At 39.1% G+C, this 22,925-nt stretch carries 16 protein-coding genes; all 16 read left to right on the forward strand.

Annotated features, from left to right (window positions below; translation table 11 throughout):
* Positions 1-39 precede the first annotated feature (39 nt).
* The 16 genes from ACOMA9_RS00340 to ACOMA9_RS00415 all read left to right on the forward strand — a co-directional run bounded on the left by ACOMA9_RS00340 (position 40) and on the right by ACOMA9_RS00415 (position 22,925).
* Positions 40-252 (forward strand): YdbC family protein, encoded by a 213-nt coding sequence (locus tag ACOMA9_RS00340; RefSeq protein ID WP_003025304.1) that lies wholly within the window; start codon positions 40-42, stop codon positions 250-252.
* A 196-nt stretch (positions 253-448) separates the two neighbouring features.
* Complete coding sequence (locus ACOMA9_RS00345; RefSeq protein WP_247905730.1) at positions 449-1,342, forward strand: ABC transporter ATP-binding protein; 894 nt, start codon at positions 449-451, stop codon at positions 1,340-1,342.
* Positions 1,339-2,553: an ABC transporter permease gene (locus ACOMA9_RS00350; protein WP_330945019.1), complete on the forward strand. Its 1,215-nt coding sequence runs from the start codon at positions 1,339-1,341 to the stop codon at positions 2,551-2,553. The genes ACOMA9_RS00345 and ACOMA9_RS00350 overlap by 4 nt, the downstream gene beginning before the upstream one ends.
* A 120-nt stretch (positions 2,554-2,673) precedes the next feature.
* Positions 2,674-5,946 (forward strand): ATP-dependent nuclease subunit B, encoded by a 3,273-nt coding sequence (rexB, locus tag ACOMA9_RS00355; RefSeq protein ID WP_421424313.1) that lies wholly within the window; start codon positions 2,674-2,676, stop codon positions 5,944-5,946.
* Positions 5,943-9,623 (forward strand): helicase-exonuclease AddAB subunit AddA, encoded by a 3,681-nt coding sequence (gene addA / locus ACOMA9_RS00360; protein WP_330945049.1) that lies wholly within the window; start codon positions 5,943-5,945, stop codon positions 9,621-9,623. The genes rexB and addA overlap by 4 nt, the downstream gene beginning before the upstream one ends.
* Positions 9,624-10,143: 520 nt before the next feature.
* Positions 10,144-12,054, forward strand: coding sequence for a 1,4-alpha-glucan branching protein GlgB (gene glgB, locus ACOMA9_RS00365; protein WP_003040079.1), 1,911 nt, complete (start codon positions 10,144-10,146; stop codon positions 12,052-12,054).
* Positions 12,055-12,057: 3 nt separating this feature from the next.
* Positions 12,058-13,200, forward strand: a complete 1,143-nt coding sequence (locus ACOMA9_RS00370; RefSeq protein WP_057489607.1) for a glucose-1-phosphate adenylyltransferase — start codon at positions 12,058-12,060, stop codon at positions 13,198-13,200.
* The gene (glgD, locus tag ACOMA9_RS00375) at positions 13,190-14,329 is read left to right on the forward strand and encodes a glucose-1-phosphate adenylyltransferase subunit GlgD (RefSeq protein ID WP_049533578.1); all 1,140 of its coding nucleotides are present in this window, start codon (positions 13,190-13,192) and stop codon (positions 14,327-14,329) included. The genes ACOMA9_RS00370 and glgD overlap by 11 nt, the downstream gene beginning before the upstream one ends.
* A complete protein-coding gene (gene glgA / locus ACOMA9_RS00380) occupies positions 14,326-15,756 on the forward strand; it encodes a glycogen synthase GlgA (protein WP_049533577.1) in 1,431 nt (476 codons plus the stop codon). The genes glgD and glgA overlap by 4 nt, the downstream gene beginning before the upstream one ends.
* A 24-nt stretch (positions 15,757-15,780) precedes the next feature.
* The gene (locus ACOMA9_RS00385) at positions 15,781-18,177 is read left to right on the forward strand and encodes a glycogen/starch/alpha-glucan phosphorylase (RefSeq protein WP_421424314.1); all 2,397 of its coding nucleotides are present in this window, start codon (positions 15,781-15,783) and stop codon (positions 18,175-18,177) included.
* A 334-nt stretch (positions 18,178-18,511) separates the two neighbouring features.
* Positions 18,512-18,712, forward strand: a complete 201-nt coding sequence (locus ACOMA9_RS00390; RefSeq protein ID WP_003025282.1) for a F0F1 ATP synthase subunit C — start codon at positions 18,512-18,514, stop codon at positions 18,710-18,712.
* Positions 18,713-18,751: 39 nt separating this feature from the next.
* A complete protein-coding gene (gene atpB / locus ACOMA9_RS00395; RefSeq protein ID WP_151380135.1) occupies positions 18,752-19,465 on the forward strand; it encodes a F0F1 ATP synthase subunit A in 714 nt (237 codons plus the stop codon).
* 14 nt (positions 19,466-19,479) lie between these two features.
* Complete coding sequence (gene atpF / locus ACOMA9_RS00400) at positions 19,480-19,974, forward strand: F0F1 ATP synthase subunit B (protein ID WP_022526687.1); 495 nt, start codon at positions 19,480-19,482, stop codon at positions 19,972-19,974.
* Entirely contained in the window at positions 19,974-20,510 is a 537-nt protein-coding gene (locus tag ACOMA9_RS00405; protein WP_049513640.1) for a F0F1 ATP synthase subunit delta, read from the forward strand. Before atpF ends, ACOMA9_RS00405 begins: the two co-directional genes overlap by 1 nt.
* 15 nt (positions 20,511-20,525) lie before the next feature.
* Entirely contained in the window at positions 20,526-22,031 is a 1,506-nt protein-coding gene (gene atpA / locus ACOMA9_RS00410) for a F0F1 ATP synthase subunit alpha (RefSeq protein ID WP_195672922.1), read from the forward strand.
* A 15-nt stretch (positions 22,032-22,046) separates the two neighbouring features.
* Positions 22,047-22,925, forward strand: a complete 879-nt coding sequence (locus tag ACOMA9_RS00415; protein ID WP_106083249.1) for a F0F1 ATP synthase subunit gamma — start codon at positions 22,047-22,049, stop codon at positions 22,923-22,925.

Raw genomic sequence — 22,925 nt, forward strand, 5'->3', positions numbered from 1 at the left:
TTTACGAATAAATCAAGAAAGAAGAAAAAGGAGACAAAAATGTCAGAATTCAAATTTGAGATAGAAGAAAAGTTATTGGTGTTATCAGAAAATGATAAAGGCTGGACGAAAGAGCTGAATCGAGTGAGTTTCAATGGTGCGCCAGCTAAATATGATATTCGTAGTTGGAGTCCTGACCATACAAAAATGGGGAAAGGGATTACGCTCTCCAATGAAGAATTTCAAGTATTAGTGGATGCTTTTAAAGCTTAGTAAAGCGCAAATAGAATCAAGGCAAGAGAGTGAGAGGCAGTCGCACTGTGGGCAATTGTTGATGGCTCTCTTTTTGCTGTAGAAAATAAGGGAATTTTACACAAAAACTTGAAAATGCGCTTTCAAAATGTTATACTATTAAATATAGAGATTGTATATATACATATAGTGAGCTTAGAATTTTAGGAGGTTTAGGATGCTTGAAATTCAGAAGTTAGAAAAAAGTTTTGGGCAAAAACAAGTGCTATTTGGTGTTGATTTCAGGGCTGAATCAGGACAAATCCTCGGTCTGATCGGAAAGAATGGTGCTGGAAAAACAACGATTTTCCACAGTATTCTGCATTTTTTAGAATACAGCGGAAACATTACATTTGATAAGCAACCGATTTCTCAGGAGACTTATCGGAAAATTGGTTATTTGCCAGAAGAGCGAAGTCTGATGCCTAAGTTAACCGTTTATGAGCAAGTGCGGTATTTGGCAAACTTAAAGGGAGTGCCAAATGCAGTTGTGAAAGAAAAATTGCCTCAGTGGATGGAGCGCTTGCAAGTCAAAGGCAAAGTGACTGATAAAATCAAGAGCTTGTCCAAAGGGAATCAACAAAAGGTTCAGCTGATTATCACACTCTTGCATGAACCAAACTTGATTATCCTAGACGAGCCATTTAGTGGTTTGGATCCTGTGAATACCGAGATTTTGAAACAAGTTATTATTGAGGAAAAAGAGCGAGGAGCAACCATTATTTTCTCTGACCATGTGATGACCAATGTGGAAGAATTGTGTGATGATGTTGTCATGATTCGTGATGGGAAAGTCATTTTAGATGGCAGCGTGCAAGAAGTTCGTAATCAATACGGCAAAACACGTCTGTTTGTGTCTAGCTCGCTGTCTCAAACGGAATTAGAAGCACTTCCTCACGTAAGTAAAGCCAATCTAACCAACCAAGGAACATGGCGATTGATATTAGATGACGAAGCAGCTGGTAAGGAATTGTTTGACTTGTTGACTAAAGGACAATATATTGAAACTTTTGACCAACAAGCTCCAACAATTGATGAAATCTTTAAGTTAGAATCAGGGGTGGAAGTATGAAACAGACTTTAATTGTTATCAAAGAAACCTATCTTCGTCATGTCAAGTCATGGAGTTTTGTCTTCATGGTTCTTTCTCCTTTCATCTTTATTGGTCTTAGTTTTGGAGTTGGGTATCTTTCTTCCATGTCAAGTAGCAATTCTAGTCGGGTCGCAGTTGTATCAAACAATGCTCAAGTGAAGGAAGTTTTGAAAGATACTAAGAATCTGGACATCAATTATAAAGATGAAGCAACAGCTAAGAAAGCTGTAAAAGATGGCGAGGTTGGCGGATATTTGCTAGTATCAGAAGAAGAGGGGCAAATCAAGGCAACTTATTTTGCAGATACGAGCATGAGTAGTGCTACAAAAATTGAAATTACACAGAAACTGATGCAGTTGCAACAGGTTGCAAATATTAGCCAAGCTAATTTATCAGCTAATCAAGTGAAGCTACTTTCAAGAGCTATTGATTTCAAAGAAAAGATTGATGAGAAGAAAGAAGCGAAGAAGGCCACTCAAACGATTGTCGCAACAGCAATTGGTCTTGTACTTTATATGATTCTCATTGTTTACACAAGCTCCACTGCTCAAGAAATTGCAAGCGAAAAAGGGACGAAGATTATGGAGGTTATTTTCTCCAGTATCAAGGCTTCTGAATATTTCTATGGTCGAATGGCAGGGATTTTTGCAGTTATCTTGACCCATGTCAGCATTTATGTAATCGGTGCAGTGCTGTTGCTTGCTTTTTCAGACCAGATTTCTTTTGTAAAAGAATTCTTAGATGCCAATCCAAATCTGATGAAGCATTTGGGAGAGGCAATTTCCTTTAATACTATTGCTTTTATCACCTTGAGTGTCTTTATGTTTGTGGTTTTATCTGCCTTTTTAGGCTCAATGGTAACGAGGATTGAAGACGTTGGGAAAGCTGTTCAGCCTGTTGTGATGCTGATTATTTTGGGATTTTTGGGAGTGACGGCTCTTGGAAACGCTGGTGACACAATTTTGCTTAAAGTTGGTTCTTTTATTCCATTCATTTCGACCTTCTTTATGCCCTTCCGTGCGATTAACGGTTATGCAAATGGGCTAGAAGCTTGGATTTCATTTGCCATTGCCTTTGTCTTTACCTTAGGAATGACAGTTTATATCGGTCGGATTTACTCCAGTTTAATTTTACAAACAGATGACATTGGCATTTGGAAGAGCTTCAAAAAAGCTTTAGCTTATCATTAAAAATCGTTCTCCACAAGTATTCTTGTGGGGATTTTTTTCTTGAAAAGGTATGTAGTCAATCGCTGTTGAAAAACTTTAAAAATGATATAATAGGACTATATTTTGACAAAAAGGATGCTCATGAAATTACTTTATACGGATATTCGCAATCCCTTAACAAACATTCTAACAGAAGAAGCAGAGCGTTTAGCACAAGCAGGCAAGCGCGTGTTTTATATTGCACCCAACTCTCTTTCATTTGAAAAGGAAAGAGCTGTTTTGCGTCTTTTAGAAAACCGTGCTTCATTTGCCATTACGGTGACACGTTTTGCGCAGATGGCGCGTTATTTTGTCCTCAATGATGTGCAGCAAGGCAGACCACTAGACGATATTGGTTTGGAAATGCTCTTTTATAAGGTCTTATCTGAAATGGAAGAGCATGATTTGCAGGTGTACGGCGGCATTCGGACGGATGCGCAGTTTATTCAGCAATTGGTTGAGCTTTATCATGAGTTGCAAGAAGCTCAAATGACTGTTGCAGACTTGGACTATCTGGATGAAGACGAGAAAAAAGCAGATTTAATCAAGATTTTACAAGCTGTTATGCATCAGCTGAATCAGAGTGAATTTACTTCTGAGTCAAATATCATGGCCTTTGCCAATCACATTATAGCAGCTGATGTAGATAAAGAATTGCAAGGATTGGCTTTGGTCATTGACGGTTTTACACGGTTTTCTGCTGAGGAAGCTTATTTGGTAGAGCTGCTACATCGTAAAGGTGTGGAAATCGTCATTGGTGCTTATGCAAGTGAAAAAGCTTATCGTGCGACTTTTCGAGAGGGCAATCTCTATCAGGCTAGCGTGGATTTCTTGCGCCATTTGGCAGATAAATATAAGGTAAAACCTGAATATAGACCGTCAATACAGCCAGATGATGCTTTTGGAAAGATTTCAAAACTGCTAGAAAGCCGCTATGATTTCTCAGATGTTGAGTTGGAATTGACGGAGCAAGACCGCTCGCATGTACAGATTTGGTCGACTGTCAATCAAAAAGAAGAACTGGAATATGTGGCAAAGAGCATTCGCCAGCGAGTTCATGACGGTGCTCGCTACAAGGATATTCGCGTTCTTTTGGGAGATGTAGAAGCCTATCGTTTGCAGTTAAAGACGATTTTTGATCAGTATCAGATTCCCTTTTATCTGGGGCGAAGCGAGTCTATGGCACATCACCCTTTGGTGCAATTTATCGAATCTTTAGTGCGTTTGAAACGCTATAATTTTCGGACGGAGGATTTGCTCAATCTTGTGAAGACAGGTCTTTATGGTCGTTTAACGCAAGAAGAGCTGGATTTGTTTGAGCAATATATTCGCTTTGCGGATGTAAAAGGGATTAGTAAATTTTCTAAAGATTTTACTCACAATCAGCATCAAAAATTTGACTTGATTCACATCAATCAATTAAGAAAAAAAATAGCCACTCCGCTCTTGGAATTTTTCAAATCTCGCAGTCAAACAGCGACAGGTCTGCTCCAGAAATTTCATCACTTTTTGACAGAGATTGCTTTTTCTCAGAATTTTGCTTCTTTAGTAGATTTTACGAACCCGCAAGACCAAGAAAGACAAGAAGAAGTCTGGAAGGCTTTTTGTCATGTTTTGGAACAATTTGCTAGTGTCTTTTCAGCTAACAAGGTCAAGCTAGATGATTTTTTGACTTTAGTGCAGTCAGGAATGCTGTTATCCAATTATCGGACTATTCCAGCAACGGTAGACGTTGTGACCGTTCAGTCTTATGATTTGATCGAGCCTTTGTCAAGTCCTTTTGTCTATGCTGTTGGTTTGACTCAAGACTATTTTCCAAAAATTGCGCAAAACAAGAGCCTCTTGTCAGATGAAGACCGATTACGATTAAATGAAGCAACTGATGAGCATTCGGAGTTGCTGATTGCTGCTCAGGAAAATCTCCAGAAAAATCGTTTTGTCGCCTTGTCACTTCTGAATGCTGCAACGGAGAGGTTGGTGCTCTCCACTCCTCAGATTGTCAATGAAATAGAGAACAACATTTCTCCATATTTGTTAGAATTGCATGAACGACCAATTGAGCTGCCGATTGAAGTGAAGCGTCCGCAGGCAACAAGTGATGATATTGGAACTTATCGAGCTCTGTTGGCGAGGGTTATTGAGTTGAATCAAGGGGATATTGATCGGGAGCGTTCTCTGACTGAGAAAGAACAGACTTTTTGGTCAGTCGTCGTACGGGTTTTGCGCAAAAAATTGGAAAGCGAAGGGATTTCGATTCCTAATGTAACGTCAAGTCTTGAAACAGAAACCTTGTCAACGCAGACATTACAAGTTCTTTATCCGCCTCAGCAAGCATTTCAGCTATCTACTTCAGCTTTGACAGAATTCTATCGCAATCAATATGCTTATTTTTTGAAGTACGTCTTGTCTTTGCAGGAAGAAATGACGATTCATCCAGATGCGCGTAGTCATGGAAATTTTCTGCATCGTGTGTTTGAAAAAGTTATGCAAGAGCAGTCTAGTGAGTCATTCGATCATCGTCTAGAAAAAGCCATTCAAGAAGCGAGTCAGGAAGCGGAATTTGAAGCTCTTTATACAGAAAATGCAGAAGCATTATTTGCTCATGAAGTTTTGCTGGACACCGTGCATGCGACAGGACAGGTTTTAGAGAGAAATGATTTAGTCGAAACCATTCAAGAAGAGGCTGTTTTCGGACAGGAAGAAACAAATGTTCTAACCTTGTCAGACGGACGCAATCTTCAAATTCGAGGGAAAGTTGACCGCATTGACCGATTGAGAAGTGACGGTAGTCTGGGAATTGTGGATTATAAATCAAGTGACACAAATTTTGATTTTCAAAAATTTTTCAATGGTCTAAATTCTCAATTGCCTACATATCTAATGGCGTTGAAGCAAGAAAAGTGGGCGAATGATGAAGTACAGACTTTTGGTGCCATGTATTTGCAGATGACCAATCCACTTGTGCCTTTAGCCAAGACGAAGTCGCAAGGCGACGCTGTCAAAGAAGCAATGAAGAACCTAGAATACAAAGGTCTGTTCTTGTCTGAGCAGGCTCGTCAGCTGAATGGTTTGTACGATAAAAAGAAAGTGAATCTGTTGAGTCAAGAGGAGCTGGAGACATTGTTGGCTTATAATGCACTCTTGTATCGCCGTGCTGCTGAGCAGATCTTGGCAGGGCATTTTTACATCAATCCTTATACGGAAAATGGCAGAAGTATTGCACCTTTTGTGGAGCAGTACAAGTCCATTACGGGATTTGAAGCTAACCTTCACCTCTCTAGCGCCCGCCATTTGGTTAAGTTAGATAGCCACCCGACAGGTGAAAAGAAGCGTCAAGCATGGATAGAAAAGATGAAGGAGGAGCTAGAAAAATGAGACAGATTCCATTTTTGAGTCAGGAAGAAATCTATACTTTGCAGGAACGAGAAGCTCAGTCTGACAAAGCTCAAAAACGTACACCAGAGCAAATCGAAGCTATTTACTCCTCCGGTCAAAATATTCTTGTGTCTGCTTCTGCAGGATCAGGAAAAACCTTTGTTATGGTGCAGCGGATTGTTGACCAAATTTTGCGGGGAGTTCGCATTGACCAGCTCTTCATTTCGACCTTTACCGTTAAAGCCGCAAGTGAGCTAAAAGAGCGCTTGGAAAAAGAGTTATCCAAGGTTTTGAAGGCAACAGATGATGAGGAGCTCAAACAGCACTTGGCGCAGCAATTAGCTGATATTCCGAATGCTGACATTGGTACCATGGACTCTTTCACCCAAAAAGTCCTAAATAAATATGGTTATCTCCTAGAATTGGCGCCGAATTTTCGCATTTTACAAAGCGCAAGTGAGCAGTTATTGCTGCAAAATGAAGTTTTCGAGCAAGTTTTTGAAGAATTCTATCAATCTGATCAGGCTGATTTATTTAAAAAATTAGTCAAAAACTTTATCGGTCAAAGAAAAGATTTGCTCGGTTTTCGAGAGCAGGTTTATAAGATTTATGCTTTTTTGCAATCCACCAGTAGTCCAATAGCATGGTTGGGAAAAGACTTTTTGAAAGGCTATGAGCGTGCGGATTTTCAAGAAGAAAAAGCGCGACTTTTAGCACAAATAAAAGAAGCTCTTTATGACCTAGAAGATTTTTTCCATTATCATTTGGCGAATGAAGCCAAGGAATTTCCAAAAGCAAAATACCTTGAAAATGTTCAGAGTGTGCTTGATTGTCTGGCAAGCTTACAAGGACAGTCCTCTGAGGAAGCTTATGTCACAGCACTTGATAGAATTGTAGAGATTTCACGCGCAAGCAATGGCAAAGCCTTGACAAACAGCGGACGCAAAGAAGAATTAAAAGAAATCATCAACACCTATAATGAAAAGCGCAAAGAAAAAATTCAAGTTTTACGAGATTTGGCAGATCAATTTTATCGCTTTGAATTTCAAGTGACCTATCATGAAGAAGCAAAGGAAATCCTGCTTGTCTTACAACGGTTTATGAAAGCATTTGTTGAAAGTTATTTGAACCGCAAAAAAGAAGAAAATGCGTTTGAGTTTGCAGACGTCAGTCATTTTGCTATTCAGATTTTGGAAGAATTTCCTGATGTGCGCCATTTTTATCGAAATAAATATCATGAAGTTATGGTGGATGAGTATCAAGACACCAATCATACGCAAGAACGTATGCTAGAACTGTTATCAAATGGACATAATCGCTTTATGGTGGGGGATATTAAGCAGTCTATTTATCGTTTTCGTCAGGCTGATCCACAGATTTTTAACGATAAGTTCAAGTTGTATCAAGACGATAGCCAGCAAGGGAAATTGATTGTTTTGAAAGAGAATTTCCGCAGTCATGTGGAAGTCTTGGAAGCCACGAATGACGTTTTCAAACGTCTCATGGATGAGGAAGTGGGAGAAATTGATTACAATGAGACGCATTATCTGGTAGCTGGAAATCCTGATAAGAAAGAGCCAAATCCACAATATCAGACGGAGTTTCTCATTTATGACGGAACACTTGAGACGAATAATGAGGAGAATGACAAGGATGTTTCTTCTGTTTCTGCAGGAGAAGTAGCGCTGGTCATTAAGGAAATTATCCGTCTGCACAATGAGGAAAATGTCCAATTTGAGGATATTACTTTGCTAACAGCTTCACGCACACGCAACGATATGATTCTAGCTGAGTTCGCTAAATATGGTATTCCTGTCGTTTCAGACGGTGGTGAGGACAATTACCTTCAGTCTGTTGAAGTCATGGTGATGTTAGACACCTTGCGTACAATTAACAACCCTCTCAATGATTACGCTTTGGTGGCACTTCTAAAGTCACCAATGTTCACCTTTACTGAGGATGAATTGGCTCGTTTGGCCTTGCAAAAAAAGGTGACTGAAGCTAATCACGTTGTTCATCAGGAAAATCTCTATGAGAAATTGAAAAACGCTTTGAGTGGACACGGCCAACATCCCGAACTCATTACACCTCCTATTTTAAAGAAAATCCAGCAGTTTCAAGAAATACTGCTGGATTGGCGAGAATTTGCAAAAATAAATTCGCTCTATGATTTGCTTTGGAAAATTTATCAAGATCGTTTTTATTACGATTATGTGGGAGCTTTACCAAATGGAGCGGGACGTCAGGCAAATCTCTACGCTCTTACTTTGCGAGCAAATGACTACGAAAAGATGAGTTTTAAAGGTCTATCTCGTTTTATTGGGATGATTGACAAAATATTGGAGACACAGAACGATTTGGCGAGTGTCGTCGTTGCGGCTCCGAAGCATGCAGTCCGCTTGATGACAGTTCATAAGAGCAAAGGTTTGGAATTTAAATATGTATTTTTGCTTAATACGGATAAAGCCTTCAATCGTAAGGATAGCAGCTCTGCCTTGATTCTCAGTCGTCAAAATGGCGTCGGTATCAAGTATGTCGCGGACGTAGCGGTAGATGTAACTGATAAGTTGGCGCCTAATCATGTTCGTTTGTCTATCGATACTCTTCCTTATGTGCAAAATGAGCGTGAGATTCATTTGGAAAGTATTTCTGAGCAAATGCGTCTGCTCTATGTTGCTATGACGCGGGCAGAAAGAAAGCTATATCTGGTTGGCAAAGGTCGTCAAGAAAGCTTGGAGAAAAAGACCTTCCCTGCTCCTGAAAAAGGTCGTTTAGCAGCCTCCATTAGGCAAACTATGACAAGTTTTCAAGACTGGATTTGGGCTTTGCAAACCGTCTTTAAGAATGATGACTTAACCTTTTCAACCCGATTTGTGACGGATAGCGATTTAACAAGTGAGAAAATAGGTCAGCTAAAGCTAAAGGAACGGATTGTCGAGGAGAACTTAGCGCACAATCGCCAGTCTGAGGATATTCGCAGGGCTTTGGATATTTTGGAAAATGTGGACAGGCTAAATACTCAGTATCGAGCAGCCATCCATTTGCCAAGTGTTCGGACACCGAGCCAAATCAAGAAATTTTATGAGCCGGTCATGGACACAGACGGCGTTGAAATTATGGAGAAAAAAACTCCAGATTTTATTGGAAAAACTTCTTTTGAACTACCAGACTTTGCTAAAAAAGCCCCTGTTACAGGAGCGCAAATCGGTAGTGCTATCCATGAACTGATGCAGCGTATTCCTTTGGATCAAGCCCCTACGATAGTTATTTTGAGAAAAGTTTTAAAACAGGTTCAGGCAGAAGAAAGTGTTAAAAAGAAGATTGATTTGCAAAAGATAGCTAGTTTCTTTGGGACTGAACTTGGACAGCTGCTTTTGAAGCATACAGATAGAGTATATCGTGAAGCTCCTTTTGCTATGTTAAAGCAAGATCAAGCGAGCGGACAGGATTTTGTAGTTCGTGGAATTTTGGACGGTTATCTCCGACTGGCTGATCGTATCGTTCTCTTTGATTATAAGACAGATCAATATACAAATCCAAGTGAATTAGTGGAGCGCTACCAAGCACAATTATCACTTTATGCTGAAGCCCTTCGTCGTTCGTATGGTATTGAAAAAATAGAAAAATATCTAGTGCTGCTAGGCGGAGTTCAACTTCAAGTAGTAAAAGTAGACTAGATAAGATTTTTAGAGAATTGGGCTGATGAATGCTCCCAATTCTTTTTTACAAAAATAGAATCCTCTATTTCCGAATATTTGAGTTGTAAAAAACAAAAAAAGTTTACAAATTAGCTGATTTTTTAGAGAAAGTTATTGAAAATTTCAGAAAAATACGGTAAACTAGTATGTAACCAGACGATGGAGGAATGATATTTGAAATTATATCCTGTTGTTGCGATTTAATCTTATAAACTAAATCAAAAGGCGGCTTTGTGCGGCTTTTTTTGTAAAGCTGTCTAGACCTTTATGAAAATTTTCATTTAAAAAAGTTTACTCTTTTATCGACTATTTAGTAGGAATGGAATGAAAAGTTTAAAATTTTAACAAAATCTAGTTATTTTTGCTAATAGTGGGCATTATTTGAAGAAATGTTCGGTTTTGAGAATTTTTTGTAATAATAATGGAAATTTACTTGAAAAGCAATAGGAAAAATAGTAAAATAGAATCATAGAAAACGCTTACAAAACGAGGTGAAAAAATGGATAGACAAGAAGCATTGAGAACTTTTACCACAGGTGAAAATTTCCATTTGCAGCACTATTTGGGGGCTCATCAAGATGAAGTAGATGGGCAAAGTGGCTATACATTTCGTGTATGGGCACCGAATGCTCAGAGTGTGCATCTGATTGGAGACTTTACCGACTGGTATGAAAATCAAATCCCTATGGCACGTAATGAAGGTGGCGTATGGGAAGTGTTTACGGATTTACCTAAGGAAGGAGACATTTACAAATACAACATCAAACGAAGTAGCGGGCAAGAAATTTTGAAAATTGATCCGCTGGCAGTTTATTTTGAAAAACGTCCTGGCACAGGAGCTGTTGTTCGAACAATTCCTGAAAAGAAATGGAAAGACGGTCTGTGGTTGGCTCGCAGAAAACGTTGGGGATTTTTCTCTAGACCGGTGAATATTTACGAAGCTCATGCAGGATCTTGGAAGAAAAACGAGGATGGGACTCCGTATTCATTTGCCCAATTAAAAGATGAACTCATTCCGTATCTTGTCAAAATGAATTACACACATGTGGAATTCATGCCTCTTATGGCGCATCCACTTGGGTTGAGTTGGGGCTATCAGTTGATGGGGTACTTTGCTCTTGAACATACTTACGGTACGCCAGAAGAATTCCGTGATTTTGTTGAAGAATGTCATATCAATAATATCGGAGTAATCGTAGACTGGGTGCCAGGACATTTCACTATCAATGATGATGCTTTGGCTTATTATGACGGTACGCCTACATTTGAGTATCAAGATCATGACCGTGCCCATAATTACGGCTGGGGCGCTCTCAATTTTGACTTAGGAAAGAATGAAGTGCAGTCTTTCTTGATTTCTAGTATCAAGTTTTGGATTGATTTTTATCACTTAGACGGAATCCGTGTGGATGCCGTCAGCAACATGCTCTACCTAGATTATGATAGTGGTCCATGGCAACCAAATATTGATGGTGGCAATCGCAACTACGAGGGCTATTACTTCCTTCAACGCTTGAACACGGTTATCAAACTGGCTCATCCAGATGTCATGATGATTGCAGAGGAAAGCACGAGTGATACAAAGATTACAGGTATGGCAGAAATGGGTGGTCTTGGATTTGACTACAAGTGGAACATGGGCTGGATGAATGATATTCTGCGCTTCTACGAAGAAGACCCAATTTACCGCAAGTATGATTTTAATCTAGTAACCTTTAGTTTCATGTACGCCTTCTCTGAAAATTTCTTACTGCCGTTCTCTCATGATGAAGTGGTACATGGTAAGAAGAGCCTCATGCATAAGATGTGGGGAGACCGCTACAATCAATTTGCTGGTCTGCGAAATCTCTATACATATCAAATGTGTCACCCAGGGAAGAAGCTTCTTTTCATGGGTAGTGAATGGGGACAATTCTTAGAGTGGAAATGCGAAGAATCTTTGGAATGGCGTGATTTGGCTGATGATATGAATGCCAAGATGCAGCATTTCACTTCTCAGCTCAATCAGCTTTATAAAGAAAATCGTGTTTTATGGGAAAATGACTTGAGTTGGGACGGTTTAGAGATTATTGATGCGGATAATACAGATCAAAGTGTGCTTTCCTTTATTCGGAAAAATGACAAGGGAGATATGTTAGTTTGCGTCTTTAATATGGCTCCGGTAGAGCGCAAAGACTTTACTATTGGTGTTCCGGTAGCAGCCATATATGAAGAAATTTGGAATACGGAATTAGAAGAATGGGGAGGTGTGTGGAAAGAGCACAATCAAACGGTTCAGTCTCAAGAAGGCTTGTGGAAGGATTATCCTCAGACGTTGACCTTTACTTTGCCAGCATTAGGGGCAAGTATTTGGAAGATTAAACGTCGTGTGAAATCAGCAAATGTAAGTAAAAAGTCCAAAAAGGAGTAACAAATGAAGAATGAAATGCTAGCTTTGATTCTTGCCGGTGGGCAAGGAACGCGTCTTGGAAAACTCACTCAAAGTATTGCCAAACCAGCAGTACAATTTGGTGGACGTTACCGTATCATTGACTTTGCTTTGTCCAATTGTGCGAATTCAGGGATTCATAATGTTGGTGTCATTACTCAATATCAACCATTAGCTTTGAATAGTCATATTGGGAATGGCTCTAGTTGGGGACTTGACGGCATTAATACAGGAGTATCCATTCTCCAGCCTTACTCAGCAAGTGAAGGAAATCGTTGGTTTGAAGGAACGAGCCATGCGATTTATCAAAACATTGATTATATTGATACTATCAATCCTGAATATGTCTTGATTTTGTCTGGTGATCACATTTACAAAATGGATTATGATGATATGCTTCAGTCTCATAAAGATAACAATGCCAGCTTAACAGTGGCTGTTCTAGATGTCCCTCTGAAAGAAGCAAGTCGTTTTGGTATCATGAATACAGATGCCAATAATCGCATTGTCGAATTTGAAGAAAAACCAGCTGAACCTAAGTCTACTAAGGCTTCTATGGGGATTTATATCTTTGACTGGAAACGCCTGCGTACTATGCTGGTAGCTGCTGAAAAGAGCAATGTAGATATGTCTGACTTCGGTAAGAATGTTATTCCAAATTATCTTGAATCCGGCGAAAGTGTTTATGCTTATGAATTTAAGGGATATTGGAAAGATGTTGGAACGATTGAATCTCTCTGGGAAGCTAATATGGAATATATCGATCCCAATAATGCCTTAGATAGCCGTGATCGTCAATGGAAAATTTACTCACGGAACTTGATTTCCCCACCAAACTTCCTTGGGGAGAACGCTCATGTTGAAGATTCTTTGGTTGTAGACGGCTGTCTTGTGGATGGAACAGTTAAACATTCGATTCTTTCTACGGAAGCTCAGGTGCGTAAAGATGCAGTTGTAGAAGATTCTGTTGTTATGAGTGGAGCTATCATTGGTCAAGGAGCAAAAATCAAACGTGCTATTATCGGTGAAGGAGCTATCATTTCTGATGGTGTAGAAATTGATGGAACAGACGAAGTACAAGTTATCGGATACAATGAGAAAGTGGGGGTACCATCAGATGAAGATTGATAAATATTCAGCAATTTTAGGAAATACAGTTGGATTTCATGATATGTCTACTTTGACAAGTCATCGTCCAGTTGCCAGCTTGCCTTTTGGTGGGAAATATCGGTTGATTGACTTTCCATTATCCAGCTTAGCAAATGCAGGGATTCGGAGCGTCTTTTGCATTTTCCAACAAGATAATATTAGTTCTGTCTTTGACCATATCCGTTCTGGACGTGAATGGGGGCTGTCTACTCTTTTGAGTCACTACTATCTTGGTATTTATAATACGCGCGTAGAAAGTTCTACTGTTGGTAAAGAATACTACGAGCAATTATTGACCTACTTAAAACGTTCGGGCAGCGATCAAACGGTAGCATTGAACTGTGATGTTTTGGTGAACATCGACTTGAACCAAGTCTTCCACTTACATGGTACAACTGATCAACCGATCACAGTTGTCTATAAAAAATTACCAAAAGAAGAAATTTCCGAAGTCAACGCTGTTTTGGAAATTGATGAAACAGATCATGTGAAAAATCACCATCTTTTTGATGATAAAAAAGATCAGGATTTGTACAACATGTCAACGGATATCTTTGTTGTGGATACACCTTGGCTGATTGAAAAGTTAGAAATAGAAGCACAAAAAGAATTTCCTCAAAAATTACGTTATGTTTTACGTGATTTAGCTACTCAGGAAAAAGCGTTTGCTTATGAATATACGGGTTATTTAGCAAATATTCATTCTGTCACTTCGTACTTCAATGCCAATATTGATATGCTTGATTCGCAAAAATTCTATTCTCTTTTCTCCCCAAATCAAAAGATTTATACCAAAGTAAAAAATGAAGAGCCAACTTATTATGCAGTCGGTTCTAAGGTTTCAAATTCTCAATTCGCTTCTGGTAGTATCGTGGAAGGAGAAGTGATTGATTCTGTCATTTCTCGTAATACCCGCGTTAACAAAGGAAGTAGTGTTAAAAACAGCATTCTCTTCCCACGTGTCCTTATTGGTGAAAATGCAGTAGTTGAGTATGCAATCTTGGATAAGGGTGTTGAAATTGCAGAAAATATAACAATTCGTGGAACAGCTGATAACCCAGTTGTCATTAAAAAAGGTGAAAAAGTAACAGAGGATAGAATTCAATGAAAATTTTATTTGTAGCAGCAGAAGGGGCACCTTTTTCTAAAACAGGAGGTTTGGGAGACGTCATTGGCGCTCTCCCTAAATCTCTTGTGAAGGCAGGTCATGAAGTGGGCGTCATTCTTCCATACTATGATATGGTGGATAAAAAGTTTGGCGACCAAATGGAAGACTTGTTCCATTTTGAAGTGAAGGTTGGTTGGCGTGGTCAATATGTCGGTGTGAAACGTACCGTTTTAAATGGTGTGACCTTCTACTTTATAGACAATCAATACTATTTCTTCCGTGGACATGTTTATGGCGATTTTGATGATGGTGAGCGTTTTGCTTATTTCCAAATGGCTGCTGTTGAGTTGATGGAAAGAGTAGATTTCATTCCAGATGTATTACATGTGCATGATTATCATACAGCAATGATTCCATTTTTGGTGAAAGAAAAATACCATTGGATTCAGGCTTATCATGGTATTCGGACTGTTTTAACCATTCACAATTTAGAATTTCAAGGGCAATTTTCTGATGGGATGCTCTGGGATTTATTCGGAGTGGGTTATGAGCGCTATGCAGATGGAACATTGCGTTGGAATGACTGCCTCAACTGGATGAAAGCAGGGATACTGTATGCAGATCGTGTGACAACCGTGTCACCAAGTTATGCACATGAAATTATGACACCAGAGTTTGGTTGCGGTTTGGATCAAATTTTGCGGATGGAGTCGGGTAAAGTCTCAGGTATTGTCAATGGAATCGATACAGATATTTATAATCCAGAAACAGATGCGTTACTGGATCATCATTTTAATAAAGATGATTTATCTGGCAAACTTGCTAATAAGCGTGCGTTGCAAGAAAAAGTTGGTCTGCCTGTGCGAGATGATGTACCTCTAGTAGGGATTGTATCACGTTTGACTCGGCAAAAAGGTTTTGATTTAGTTGTGGATCAATTACACAATTTACTACAAGATGATGTACAAATTATCCTTTTAGGAACAGGAGACCCATCTTTTGAGCAATCATTTGCTTGGTTTGGTCAAGCCTATCCAGAAAAATTATCTGCCAATATCACTTTTGATGTGAAATTAGCGCAAGAAATTTATGCAGCTTGTGATATGTTCTTAATGCCAAGTCGCTTTGAGCCATGTGGATTGTCCCAAATGATGGCCATGCGTTATGGAACATTACCACTTGTACATGAAGTTGGTGGTCTTCGTGACACCGTTCAACCCTACAATGCTTATGAAGGAACAGGAACTGGATTTAGCTTTAATAATTTCTCAGGTTACTGGCTGAAATGGACATTTGACATGGCTATTGACGTATACCACAATGATAAAGATACATGGTATAACCTTCAAAGACAGGCTATGGAACGCGATTTTTCATGGGATACAGCTAGCCAAGCTTACAGTCATTTGTACCAATCTCTTTATTGATAGAAAGGAGTTTGCCGTTAAGAAATGAAACTAACAAAAGAGCAGTTTCTTCATGATTTTAAGGATATTTTGCATGAAGAACAATTGATTAAAGTAGAAGATGCCACTCCGGCAGAACTGTTTCAAACCTTAGCACGTACAATTCGCAAATACATCACTCCTATGTGGTTGGAGCGACGAAACAAATTAGTAGAAGACAAGCAAAAAATTGCTTATTACTTTTCGATTGAATTTCTACCTGGGCGGATGCTGGAAACTAATTTGCTAAATCTTGGAATCCTCGATGTTGTCAAAGAAGGTTTTGACGAATTAGGTATTGATTTTACAGCTGTAAAACGGGCTGAACACGATATGGCATTAGGGAATGGCGGTCTTGGTCGCCTTGCAGCAGCTTTTATGGATTCGCTTGCAACTACAGGCTATCCGGGATTTGGTAATGGAATCCGCTATCGCTACGGACTTTTCAAACAAAAAATTGTGGACGGTTACCAAGTCGAGTTGCCTGATGATTGGTTTGGTAGTCTAGGAAACGTCTGGGAAACGCGGAAAGATCACGATGTTGTAGATGTCAAAATTTTTGGGAATGTCTATCTTCAAGCCAACAAGGAAGGTCGGATCGTTCCTGTTTATGAAAATTCACAAACTCTTCGTGCAGTACCTTACGACGTGCCACAAATTGGTTTTGAAAATGATACTGTCAACAATCTTCGTTTATGGGATGTTGAAATTCCTGAAGAATATGAACTAGAATATCCAACGATTGAAGCACGCCGCAAAGTGCAAGATATTACGGCTATTTTGTATCCAGATGATTCAAGTTACGAAGGAAAAGAACTGCGCTTGATTCAAGAATATTTCATGACTAGTGCGGGTTTGCAGACTATTATCAAATCCTATCGGAAACAAGGTCTGCCTTTAGAGCAAATTCATGAAAAGGTATCGGTCCATATCAACGATACCCACCCAGCGGTTGCACCAGCAGAGTTTATGCGGCTTTTACTTGATGACTGCGGTCTTGAATGGGCAGACGCTTGGAATGCAACAGTAAAGACGATGAGTTATACCAATCACACCATTCTTTCGGAAGCCTTGGAAAAATGGGATGCGGAACTCTTTAAAAATGTTCTTCCTCGTGTTTACCAAATCATTCTTGAAATTGACAATCGCTATGTTTCTGATATGGCTACACGCGGTATTGATCCGCAAGTGATTGAAAATACTCGGATTGTCAAAGATAATCAAGTCCACATGGCGCATCTCGCAATTATTGGTGGACATTCAGTCAATGGAGTGGCAAAACTTCACACAGAGTTGCTCAAAGAAGATACGTTGCGTGATTTTTATGCCATTTATCCTGAAAAATTCAATAATAAAACAAATGGCATCATTCAACGTCGCTGGTTGCAAATTGCAGATGAACCATTGTCAAATGAAATTGACCGCTTGATTGGCAACGGCTGGCGGACGGATATTCATGAACTTCGCAGACTTTTAGACTACAAAGATGATCGGCAAGTTTTGAGTGAATTTTATAATGTCAAGCAAGAAGCTAAGGCGCGCTTAGCAGTTTTCATCAAAGAATCTACAGGAGTGGAAGTGTCAACGGAAGCTATTTTTGATGTACAAGTGAAACGGCTTCATGCTTATAAGCGTCAATTGCTCAATTTGCTCCATATTCTTAAACTATATTGGGATTTGAACGATAATCCTGATAAAGATATGGTGCCGCGTGTCTTCATTTTTGGTGCCAAGGCAGCGCCAGGTTATCATTTTGCCAAATCTGTTATCAAATTGATCAACGAAGTAGCTAATCTCATCAACAATGATGAAAGCTTGCAAGGTAAATTAAAAGTTATTTTCCTTGAAAATTATCGGGTCAGCTTGGCTGAACTCATCATTCCCGCTGCAGATGTGTCAGAACAAATCTCGCTTGCTTCTAAGGAAGCCTCTGGTACATCTAATATGAAATTTATGATGACAGGCGCTATTACTCTTGCAACCCTTGACGGAGCCAATATTGAAATCAAAGATGAAGTCGGAGATGACAATATTGTAATTTTCGGTATGGACAAAGATGAAGTCTATAACCATTATGCCCGTCATGATTACTACTCACGTGGTGTTTATGAAAGCAATCCTGTGGTTCGCCGTGTGGTGGATAGTTTTGTGAATGGAACCATTCCAAATGTCCGGAATGAAGGTTCTGAGATTTATGAAGCTTTGATTACGCACAATGACGAATACTTCCTTCTGGAAGATTTTACTTCGTACGTAGCGGCTCAAGAAAAGATTGACCAACTCTATCGCGACAAAGAAAAATGGGCGCGTATGAGCCTTATTAATATCGCAACATCTGATAAATTCACATCAGATGATACGATTGAACAATACGCCAAAGAAATTTGGAACCTGAAAAAGTAATAAGCTAGGGGCTGGAACTTAACCAGCCTCTTTGTTGAAAAAGTGAATTGTAGTTTTTGTCTATATTTAATCGATAAAGATTGCCTATAATATACATATATAGGGAAACAAAATTCGATAATTGGAAATAGCTATTTCCACATCAACAAACTGATAGTGGGATCAAGTTCGTTTTACTACTATTCTAAAACCATAATTGTTGCAGGATAGCCTACTTTTTTGGAAATTGAAAGAAATCCGTATAAAACGTTTCCAAAAGACAAAAACATTTGACAAAAAGAATTTTTAGGACTAAACTAAGTAAGTAAATTTTAAACATAAAGGAGAATTCATCATGAATTTAACATTTTTTGGATTATGTCTTGCCTGTATGGGTGTTTCACTCGCTGAAGGGTTTTTAATGGCAAATCTATTTAAATCAGCATCACGTCAACCAGAAATCATTGGTCAGTTGAGAACGCTCATGATTATGGGGATTGCCTTTATCGAAGGTACTTTCTTCGTAACACTTGCGATGTCATTCATCATCAAATAAGAAAAGAAAGTTATCCTTTAGAAAAGGGGGTGGAGTTCGTTGGAAGAAAGTATAAATCCAACTATCACTTTAGGTCCTGTGACTTTTGATTTGACTCTACTTGCTATGTCTCTTCTAACTGTATTTATCGTATTTGCCTTTGTTTATTGGGCTAGTCGGAAAATGACTCTGAAGCCTTCTGGCAAACAAAATGTTTTAGAATACCTCTATGATTTTGTTATTGGCTTTACAAAGGGAAATATTGGCGATAAATATATAAAGAATTATTCTCTATTTATCTTTTCCTTATTCCTTTTCGTTGCAGTAGCTAACAATCTTGGTTTGATGGCAAAAGTGCAGACAACAAATGGTTATAACCTATGGACATCTCCAACGGCCAATCTTGCCTTTGACTTAGGATTTTCATTTTTGATTACCTTAATTTGTCATGTTGAAGGGATTCGCCGACGGGGAGTGAAAGCTTATCTCAAGGCATTTGCGACACCTGCTGGAATGACTCCAATGAATATCTTGGAAGAATTCACCAATTTTGCTTCTTTGGCTTTGCGGATCTATGGTAATATCTATGCAGGGGAAGTTCTGTCTGGCTTGTTATTAACTTTGTCACAACAAGCTGCTGCTTGGTATCCAATAGCATTTGTCTTGAATCTCATTTGGACTGCTTTTTCAGTCTTTATTTCATGTATTCAAGCATACGTGTTTACCATGTTAACATCTATGTATCTGGGTAAGAAAATTAACGGTGAGGAATAGAAGGGAGAAAAGAGATGAATATTACTTTAGGTAGTCTTATTGGGGATTTTATCCTTGTTGCGGGCTCATTTCTTCTGTTAATCGTTTTAATTAAGAAATTTGCCTGGGATAATATTACAAGGACTTTTGAACAACGTGCCAAAAAGATTTCAGATGATATTGATGGCGCAGAGTCTGCTCGTCAAAAAGCAGAAGATTTAGCTCAAAAGAGAGAAACAGAATTAGCGGGTAGTCGTCAAGAAGCGACAACAATTATTGAAAATGCCAAAGAAACTGCTGAGAAAAACAAAGCAGGAATCTTGGCAGATGCAGCTGATGAAGCTGGACGTTTAAAAGAAAAGGCTAATCAAGAAATCGCTCAAACCAAAGCAGAAGCCATGAACAGTATCAAAGGTGATGTAGCCGATTTGACTGTAAATCTTGCTAGCAAAATTTTAGGTCAAAAATTGGATCAAGAAGCTCACAAAGAGCTCATTGACCGCTATATTGACAAGCTAGGAGATGCTTAATGGACAAAAAAAGATATGCGGTAATTGAAAAATATACCACACCTTTTGTCCAACTCGTGATTGAAAAAGGTCAGCAAAAAGATGTTTTTGAAAAACTTCAACAAATCAAAGACATTTTTGACAATACCCATTTAGCTGCTTTTTTGTCACATATTGGTGTTGATGATACAGAAAAAGAAAGAAGCCTTCGCTATTTTCAAGGATCTGATTCATCCTTGATTGACAATTTCATTGAAGTTATTATTCATAATCATCGTGAAGATCTTTTTTATGATATTTTAGTAGAAAGTCTTCACCAGCTTGAAAAGATTAGTAATGAATTTGAAGTGACAATCAAATCAGTTCAAGGTTTATCGGAGGAGCAAAAATCTAAAATTATTCCGATTATTGAACGAAAATTTGGATTGCAGGTTCGTTCTTTAAAAGAAGAACTGGATGCAAGCCTCATTGGTGGCTTTATCATCACAGCTAATAATAAGACAATTGATGCAAGTATTAAACGTCAATTACAAACAGTAAAAGAAAATTTGAAATAGAAAGTGGTGTGAATTTTGGCGATTAACGCACAAGAAATCAGCGCTTTAATTAAGCAACAAATTGAAAATTTCCAGCCAAATTTTGACGTCACAGAAACAGGGGTCGTCACATATATTGGTGATGGAATCGCCCGTGCTCATGGTCTTGACAATGCAATGAGTGGTGAGCTGTTGATTTTTGAAAATGGCTCATACGGTATGGCACAAAACTTAGAATCAACAGATGTAGGGATTATCATTTTAGGTGATTTCACAGATATTCGCGAAGGGGATACCATTCGTCGAACTGGTAAAATCATGGAAGTGCCTGTCGGAGATGCTTTGATTGGTCGGGTTGTTGATCCGCTTGGTCGTCCGGTTGATGGACTTGGCGAGATTAAGACAGATAAAACGCGGCCAGTTGAAACACCTGCTCCGGGAGTTATGCAACGGAAATCTGTATCAGAACCGCTTCAAACAGGTTTGAAAGCGATCGATGCTTTGGTGCCAATTGGTCGTGGGCAACGGGAATTGATTATCGGAGACCGTCAAACTGGTAAAACAAGTATTGCGATTGATGCAATTTTGAATCAAAAGGGACAAGATATGATTTGTATCTATGTTGCCATTGGTCAGAAAGAATCCACGGTTCGTACGCAAGTAGAAACGCTTCGTCAGTATGGAGCGTTGGATTACACAATCGTTGTCACAGCGTCAGCTTCGCAACCCTCACCATTGCTGTTTTTAGCACCTTATGCAGGTGTAGCAATGGCAGAGGAATTTATGTATAGTGGCAAACACGTTTTGATTGTCTATGATGATTTATCAAAACAAGCGGTTGCTTATCGTGAACTGTCACTCTTGCTTCGTCGTCCACCAGGTCGTGAAGCTTTCCCAGGAGACGTATTCTATCTTCATAGCCGTCTTTTGGAACGTTCTGCCAAAGTTTCGGATGAATTAGGTGGTGGTTCTATTACAGCGCTGCCGTTTATCGAAACGCAAGCAGGAGACATCTCCGCTTATATCGCAACCAATGTAATTTCAATTACAGACGGTCAAATCTTTTTAAGCGACAGTCTCTTTAATGCAGGTGTTCGACCTGCTATTGATGCCGGTTCATCTGTATCACGTGTAGGTGGTTCTGCACAGATAAAAGCGATGAAGAAGGTTGCCGGAACCTTGCGTATTGACCTTGCTTCTTATCGTGAACTGGAAGCATTTACCAAGTTTGGTAGTGATTTGGATGCGGCAACGCAAGCGAAATTGAATCGTGGCCGTCGGACGGTAGAAGTCTTGAAACAACCTGTTCATGAACCATTACCAGTTGAAAAACAAGTCGTTATTTTGTACGCCTTGACACATGGTTTCTTGGATAGTGTACCGGTTGATGATATTCTTCGTTTTCAAGCAGAACTGTTTGATTACTTTGATGCTCATCATGAAGACCTCTATGAAATCATTCGTACAACAAAAGACCTTCCAGAGGAAGCAGTCTTAGATGCTGCAATTACTGAATTTATCAATCAGTCTAGCTTCAAGTAAGAATAGAGGTGTCAGATGGCAGTTTCATTAAATGATATAAAAAATAAAATTGCATCCACAAAAAACACCAGTCAAATCACAAATGCTATGCAAATGGTATCTGCTGCTAAGCTAGGAAAGTCAGAAGAAGCGGCCAAGAATTTCCAAATCTATGCTTCTAAAGTCAGAAAGTTATTGACAGATTTGCTTCATGGGCATGAAGTGCAAAATTCCAAATACCACCCTATGTTGATTAGTCGTCCGGTGAAAAAAACAGCCTATATCGTTATTACATCGGATCGCGGCTTAGTGGGTGGTTATAATGCGATCATTCTCAAATCCATGATGGAACTTTTTGCAGAATACCATGATAAAGATGATTTCGTCATCATTTCAATCGGTGGTATGGGCTCGGACTTCTTTCGTGCGCGTGGTATTCAACCAATTTATGAACTACGTGGTTTAGCTGATCAACCAAGCTTTGATGAAGTTCGTAAAATCATTAACAAAACGGTTGAAATGTATCAAAACGAATTATTTGATGAATTATATGTTTGTTATAATCATCACGTCAATAGTTTGACCAGCCAAATGCGTGTTGAACAAATGCTTCCAATCGTGGATTTGGATCCAAATGAAGCAGATGAAGACTACGTTTTGAATTTGGAATTGGAATCTAGTCGCGATGTCATTTTGGATCAATTGTTGCCTCAGTTTGCTGAAAGTATGATCTACGGGGCGATTATTGATGCGAAAACGGCGGAAAATGCGGCTGGAATGACCGCGATGCAGACAGCAACAGATAACGCGAAAAAAGTTATCAATGATTTGACCATTCAGTATAATCGTGCTAGACAAGCAGCTATCACGCAAGAAATTACTGAAATTGTGGCGGGTGCAAGTGCACTAGAATAG

This window comes from Streptococcus atopicus (genome assembly GCF_049166725.1).
Lineage (GTDB): Bacteria > Bacillota > Bacilli > Lactobacillales > Streptococcaceae > Streptococcus > Streptococcus hominis.

Coding starts and splice junctions, on each gene's coding strand:
- rexB (WP_421424313.1), top strand. CDS start 2,674: ATGAAATTACTTTATACGGATATTCGCAATCCCTTAACAAACATTCTA.
- ACOMA9_RS00385 (WP_421424314.1), top strand. CDS start 15,781: ATGAAACTAACAAAAGAGCAGTTTCTTCATGATTTTAAGGATATTTTG.
- ACOMA9_RS00370 (WP_057489607.1), top strand. CDS start 12,058: ATGAAGAATGAAATGCTAGCTTTGATTCTTGCCGGTGGGCAAGGAACG.
- atpF (WP_022526687.1), top strand. CDS start 19,480: ATGAATATTACTTTAGGTAGTCTTATTGGGGATTTTATCCTTGTTGCG.
- glgA (WP_049533577.1), top strand. CDS start 14,326: ATGAAAATTTTATTTGTAGCAGCAGAAGGGGCACCTTTTTCTAAAACA.
- glgB (WP_003040079.1), top strand. CDS start 10,144: ATGGATAGACAAGAAGCATTGAGAACTTTTACCACAGGTGAAAATTTC.
- ACOMA9_RS00390 (WP_003025282.1), top strand. CDS start 18,512: ATGAATTTAACATTTTTTGGATTATGTCTTGCCTGTATGGGTGTTTCA.
- addA (WP_330945049.1), top strand. CDS start 5,943: ATGAGACAGATTCCATTTTTGAGTCAGGAAGAAATCTATACTTTGCAG.
- ACOMA9_RS00340 (WP_003025304.1), top strand. CDS start 40: ATGTCAGAATTCAAATTTGAGATAGAAGAAAAGTTATTGGTGTTATCA.
- ACOMA9_RS00345 (WP_247905730.1), top strand. CDS start 449: ATGCTTGAAATTCAGAAGTTAGAAAAAAGTTTTGGGCAAAAACAAGTG.
- ACOMA9_RS00350 (WP_330945019.1), top strand. CDS start 1,339: ATGAAACAGACTTTAATTGTTATCAAAGAAACCTATCTTCGTCATGTC.
- ACOMA9_RS00415 (WP_106083249.1), top strand. CDS start 22,047: ATGGCAGTTTCATTAAATGATATAAAAAATAAAATTGCATCCACAAAA.
- ACOMA9_RS00405 (WP_049513640.1), top strand. CDS start 19,974: ATGGACAAAAAAAGATATGCGGTAATTGAAAAATATACCACACCTTTT.
- glgD (WP_049533578.1), top strand. CDS start 13,190: ATGAAGATTGATAAATATTCAGCAATTTTAGGAAATACAGTTGGATTT.